5 protein-coding genes and 1 pseudogene are annotated in these 5,194 nt (G+C 69.9%); 3 read left to right on the forward strand and 3 right to left on the reverse strand.

Annotated features, from left to right (window positions below; translation table 11 throughout):
- Positions 1–303 (reverse strand): FAD-binding oxidoreductase (locus tag IEW13_RS17120; RefSeq protein ID WP_188552121.1); only part of this gene is annotated, 303 nt, incomplete at its 3' end.
- 518 nt (positions 304–821) lie between these two features.
- Between IEW13_RS17120 and IEW13_RS17125 the strand changes: the two genes are divergently transcribed.
- On the forward strand, positions 822–1,853 hold the full coding sequence (locus tag IEW13_RS17125; protein WP_188552122.1) for an alcohol dehydrogenase catalytic domain-containing protein: 1,032 nt from the start codon (positions 822–824) through the stop codon (positions 1,851–1,853).
- A 161-nt stretch (positions 1,854–2,014) separates the two neighbouring features.
- Positions 2,015–2,485 (forward strand): MarR family winged helix-turn-helix transcriptional regulator, encoded by a 471-nt coding sequence (locus IEW13_RS17130; protein WP_229745283.1) that lies wholly within the window; start codon positions 2,015–2,017, stop codon positions 2,483–2,485.
- A gap of 85 nt (positions 2,486–2,570) precedes the next feature.
- On the opposite strand, the gene IEW13_RS17135 is transcribed toward IEW13_RS17130, so the two are convergent.
- Positions 2,571–3,017 (reverse strand): pyridoxamine 5'-phosphate oxidase family protein, encoded by a 447-nt coding sequence (locus IEW13_RS17135; RefSeq protein WP_188552124.1) that lies wholly within the window; start codon positions 3,015–3,017, stop codon positions 2,571–2,573.
- Positions 3,018–3,399: 382 nt separating this feature from the next.
- On the opposite strand from IEW13_RS17135, the pseudogene gnd reads away from it, so the two are divergent.
- Positions 3,400–4,823 (forward strand): annotated as a pseudogene (gene gnd, locus IEW13_RS17140) (NADP-dependent phosphogluconate dehydrogenase).
- A 33-nt stretch (positions 4,824–4,856) separates the two neighbouring features.
- Here the strand turns inward: gnd and IEW13_RS17145 are convergent.
- On the reverse strand, positions 4,857–5,194 hold a 338-nt coding region (locus tag IEW13_RS17145), incomplete at its 5' end, for an SGNH/GDSL hydrolase family protein (RefSeq protein ID WP_229745284.1).

Below are 5,194 nucleotides of genomic sequence, written 5' to 3' on the forward strand. Positions count from 1 at the left end.
CTCGGCCGCGTCCACGTGCAGGATCCGGTTCATCCGGGAGACATTGAGCAGAATGCACCCCGGCACCGCATTCGCACCACCGGAGATCCCCGAGCGCGCTCCCTGTGGCACCACCGGGATCCGGTGCTCATGGGCGAAGCGCAACGTCTCCTGGACGTCCTCGACGCTGCGGGCCCGCACCAGGGCGACGGCGCCCTCGGCGGGACAGAACAGCGCCTCGTCCTTGGCGTGGGCGGCGATCACATCGGGGTCGGCGCTGAGCGCGCCCTCGCTGAGACGGCCGGTGAGATCCTGAATGCTCATGATTCCTCTTCGTTCGTCGTCGCCGTGCGCCGGCCGGGCGGCCGGCGTCAGACGATCATGTAGGCGACCAGGCCGACGATCAGCAGGACCGCCATGACCACGACCCACGGCTTCTTGGGACGGCGCGGCGGGATGTCGTCCGGTCCGCCCGGCTCCCAGCTGCTCATCCGTTCTCTTCCCTCCTCGATCGCGGCCCGTCCTCAGCGTCCGGTGCCGTGGCGCGGTCAGCGGTGCGTGCGGGCATCGATCCCGCCACCGGTCAGGTGCGCCGCCTCGCCTGCCGGCCCTGCCAGGCCGGTCCATCCCCGGCGGTCCCTGCCGTGCCGTCACCGTGCTCTTGCGTCCTTAGCCGTTCCGGCGTCTTCACCTTCGTCTGGCCGTGCCGTGCAGTGCGCGTTCCCATCCTATGAGGTATCGCAGGTGGTCAGGGCTCCGCCCGGCCGGATGACGGCAGGCGTCATTGCCGGAGAGGGGGAGCCGCCTGCAGCCGCGGGAAGGGCGTCCCGCACACTGGATGAATGCGCGCCGTGCTCCTCGAGTCCTTCCGAACCCTGCCCGGGGTCCGCACTGTACCGGATCCCGAGCCGCACGAGGACGCCGTCGTCGTGCGGGTGGAGGCGACGGGGCTGTGCCGGAGCGACTGGCACGCCTGGGCCGGGCACGACGCGGGCGTGACCGTGCCCCATGTGCCGGGGCACGAGTTCGTCGGCAGGGTGGTCCGTGTCGGTTCCGGCGTGCACCGGGTCGCCGCCGGGGACCGGATCACGGTGCCGTTCGTCTGCGGCTGCGGTGACTGCCTCCAGTGCCGCGCCGGCAACGCCCAGGTGTGCCCACGCCAGACTCAGCCGGGTTTCACGCACTGGGGTTCGTTCGCCGAGCTGGTAGAGGTCCGTCACGCCGACTTCAACGCCGTGGAGGTCCCTGAGGACGCCGATGCACGCGATCTGGTCGGCCTGGGCTGCCGGTTCGCGACGGCGTTCCGGGGACTGCACGGGCGGGCCCGGGTGCGCCCTGGCGAACGCGTGGCGGTGTTCGGCTGCGGCGGGGTGGGGCTGTCCGCCGTCATGATCGCCGCGGCCCTGGGCGCCCGGGTCATCGCGGTGGACATCAGCCAGGACGCGCTCGCCCTGGCGGAACGTCACGGCGCCGAGGCGACGGTGAACAGCACCGGCCTGGAACCGGCGGAGATCGCGGCCCGGATCACGGCTGGTGAGGGCACGGTGCCGGTGACCGTCGAAGCGCTGGGCCTGGAGGCCACGGCGCAGGCGGCCCTGTTAAGCCTTTCCCCGGGTGGCCGTCATGTGCAGATCGGGTTGTTCGCGGACGAGCCGTCTTTGCCGGTCGGGCGGATGATCGCTTTGGAGTTGTCTTTCCTGGGGGCGCATGGGATGGCTGCGGCGGATTATCCGCCGATGCTGGACCTCGTCGCCCGCGGGCAGCTCAAGCCCGGCCGGCTGGTCACCCGCGAGCTCGGTCTTGATGAGGTGCCAGGTGCCCTGGCCACCATGGCTGAGCGCCCCTGGCCCGGAGTCACCGTGATCACTCCGTGATCCAGGGCACCTCGCCCCGCGGATCGCTCCGAGGGGTACGAAAAGGAGCCAAATGAAAAAGTTGCGTATTCAAATATTGCATACTGTTTTTCATGGAGTCGGGAAATTATTTGAGCGGTAAAGAAAATTCCGGAAATTGGTTGGACGATAAAGAGCGCTCTATGTGGATTCGGTTCACCGCGGTCCTGGAACTTCTCCCGGCGGCCCTGGACGCCCAGCTGGAGCGCGACTCCGGGCTGGACCATTTCGAGTATTCGGTGCTGGTGATGCTCTCCGAGGCGGAGGGTCGCAGGCTGCGGATGACGCACCTGGCGACGGCGACGCATGGGAAGATCGCCCGGCTCTCCCGCGTGGTGACCAGGCTGGAGAACCGCGGGTACGTGACCCGCCGGCCCTGCGCCACCGATAAGCGCGTCACCTACGCCGTGCTGACCGCCTCCGGCGTGGAGAAGCTAGCGGAGGCGGCCCCGGCGCATGTGCAGTTCGTCCGGGAGAAGATCATCGACCCGCTCACCTCCGCGGAGGTCACCCAGCTCGGGGTCATCGCCGACAAGCTCCTGGAGGCGCTCGATGCCAAGCGCACCACCCTGCGTGCCCGGCACGGGGAGGAGATCGACCGCCCGCCGCTGTGATCGACGTGCCCCTGTGGCCGTCCGCCGCCGTGGGTGAAGATGCGCCGGACGGGTCAGCTGACGGACGGGCCGGCCGAGGGGCGCATCAACTGGCAGTCTCCGGCTCCTCCTCCGGCTCCTCGCCGAAGACGAAGCGGCGCCCGGAGAGCTCGTCGATCTCGATCTGGATGTAGTACCGCTTGAGGGTCGCCACCCAGGGCCGCAGCGGCAGTTCGTCGGCCGCGTCGATCTCCTCCTGCGTCTGCAGCACCCGCGCCCGGCCCTTGGCGACCACGCTCCATGCCTCGGTGTCGGTGTGGTCGTCGATCTCGAAGACGACGTGCTCGTGGACCGTCAGGCCCAGCAGCTTGGTCCCCTCCGAACTGCGGAACGTGATGTGCCCGTCCTGCGCGACGTAGTTGACCGGGAAGATCTCGGGGCGGCCGGCCAGGACGACCCCGATCCGGCCGAACTCGGTCGACTCCAGTAACGCGCGGGACTCCTCTGCGGACAGTTCGACGACGGCGTCCGGTCCTGCCTGGTCGATGGCCATATCAGCTCCCCTCCTGGCTGTGCCTCCAGACTAATGCCGCAGCCAGCCGCGCAACAGGCCCCCATCACGGGGTGACGGCGGAGGCGGGCGATGACGGCGAGGGGTGCGGCGCCGCCGGTGGAGGCGGGTGATGACGGCGAGCGTGACGGGTGACGGTGGAGGCGGGCGATGACGGCGAGGGGTGCCGCGCCGCCGGACGCAGTACGGTAGAGGCAGGTGCGGGCGCGGACGACCGGCCGCACAGTGAACCTGGGACGGCACCGGAATACACTTGAATAAGTATGATCTTTCGGAGCCCGTCTCCGCCCGCCATCATGTAAGGGAGCATTCCGTGAACGCGATCACCGCGCGCGCCGACATCGGCGTCACCGGCCTGGCCGTCATGGGCGCGAATCTCGCCCGCAACTTCGCCCGCAACGGGTTCACCGTCGCCGTGCACAACCGCAGCGAGGGACGCACCCAGGAACTGATCGCCAAGCACGGAGCAGAGGGCGACTTCGTGCCCGCCTCCTCCCTGGCGGACCTGGTGGCCTCGCTCAAGCGGCCCCGGCGGATCCTGGTCATGGTCAAGGCCGGTGCCCCCGTCGACGCGGTGATCGAGCAGCTGGTGCCGCTGCTGGATGATGGCGACATCATCATCGACGCCGGCAACTCGCTCTACACGGATACCCGGCGGCGGGAGGCCGATCTGGCGGCCAAGGGCATTCACTTCGTGGGCGTGGGCGTCTCCGGCGGTGAGGAGGGCGCGCTACACGGGCCCTCGATCATGCCAGGCGGCCCCAGGGAGTCCTACGATTCCCTCGGACCGATGCTCGAGGCCATCGCCGCCGACTACGAGGGCACCCCGTGCTGCGCCTGGATCGGCACCGACGGAGCCGGGCACTTCGTGAAGATGGTGCACAACGGCATCGAGTACTCCGATATGCAGGTCATCGGAGAGTCCTACCACCTGCTGCGCGAGGTCGGCGGGCTGGAGCCGGCGGCTCAGGCGGAGATCTTCGCCGGCTGGAACTCCACCGAACTGGCGTCCTATCTGATCGAGATCACCGCCGAGGTGCTCGCGCACACCGACGCCGAGAGCGGCAGGCCGCTGGTCGNGCGCACACCGACGCCGAGAGCGGCAGGCCGCTGGTCGATGTGATCGTCGACGCCGCGGGCCAGAAGGGCACCGGACGCTGGACCGCCATCTCCGCCCTGGAGCTGGGCGCCCCCATCACCGCGATCACCGAATCCGTCTTCGCCCGCGGCATCTCCTCCCTGACCGGGCAACGCGAGCAGGCACAGCAGGTGCTCCAGGGCGGGACGGCACCGGTCCCGCCGGGTGAGGGCTTCGTCGACGATGTGCGGCAGGCGCTCTACGCGGCCAAGCTGGTCAGCTACGCCCAGGGCCTGGACATGCTGCGCGAGGCCGGACGCGAATACGGCTGGGATCTGAACCTCAAGGACATCGCCTCGCTGTGGCGGGCCGGCTGCATCATCCGGGCGGACCTGCTCGACGAGATCATGAAGGCCTATGAGTCCGAGCCGCCGGCCAACCTGCTGTTCGCCCCCGCCTTCGCCGAGGCCATCGGCGCGGCGGTCCCGGCCTGGCGGCGCGTTGTCGCCACCGCTGTGAGCGCGGGCATCCCCGTGCCCGTCATGTCCTCCGCTCTGGCCTACTACGACGCGCTGCGCGCCCCCAGGCTGCCGGCCGCCCTGATCCAGGGGCAGCGGGACTACTTCGGCGCGCACACCTACCAGCGGGTGGACAAGCCCGGCACCTTCCACACGCTCTGGAGCGAGGGGCGCGCGGAAGTCGAGTGGTGACGCGGCTGCGACGGGCCCTGGCGGAGGGGCCCGTCAGCCGCTGACCGCTTCCCTCACGGCCTCACCGATGACGCGTGCGCCCTCCTGGGTCGGGTGCACGCCGTCCGAGGCCATGCCCGGGGCGAACCGCTCGCCGTCGCGCAGGCCGGCGGCCGCATCGACCCATTCCCAGCCCTGTTCGCCGGCGAGGTCTTCCAGATAGGAGTTCAGCTCCGTGGCCAGCTCCGGGGCGTCGTCCAGCGGCGGGATCGAGGACAGGACCACGCGCGGAGCGCCCACCGTCTCGGCGATGCGCACCAGATTGCGGGCTCTTCGGACTTCTGGTGGGGAGCGGGACTCGCGGCGTAGCTGAGGGTGGGTAGGGGTCGAGG

Origin of the sequence: Sediminivirga luteola (assembly GCF_014639315.1) — a bacterium.
In the GTDB taxonomy this organism is placed as follows: Bacteria; Actinomycetota; Actinomycetes; order Actinomycetales; family Brevibacteriaceae; genus Sediminivirga; species Sediminivirga luteola.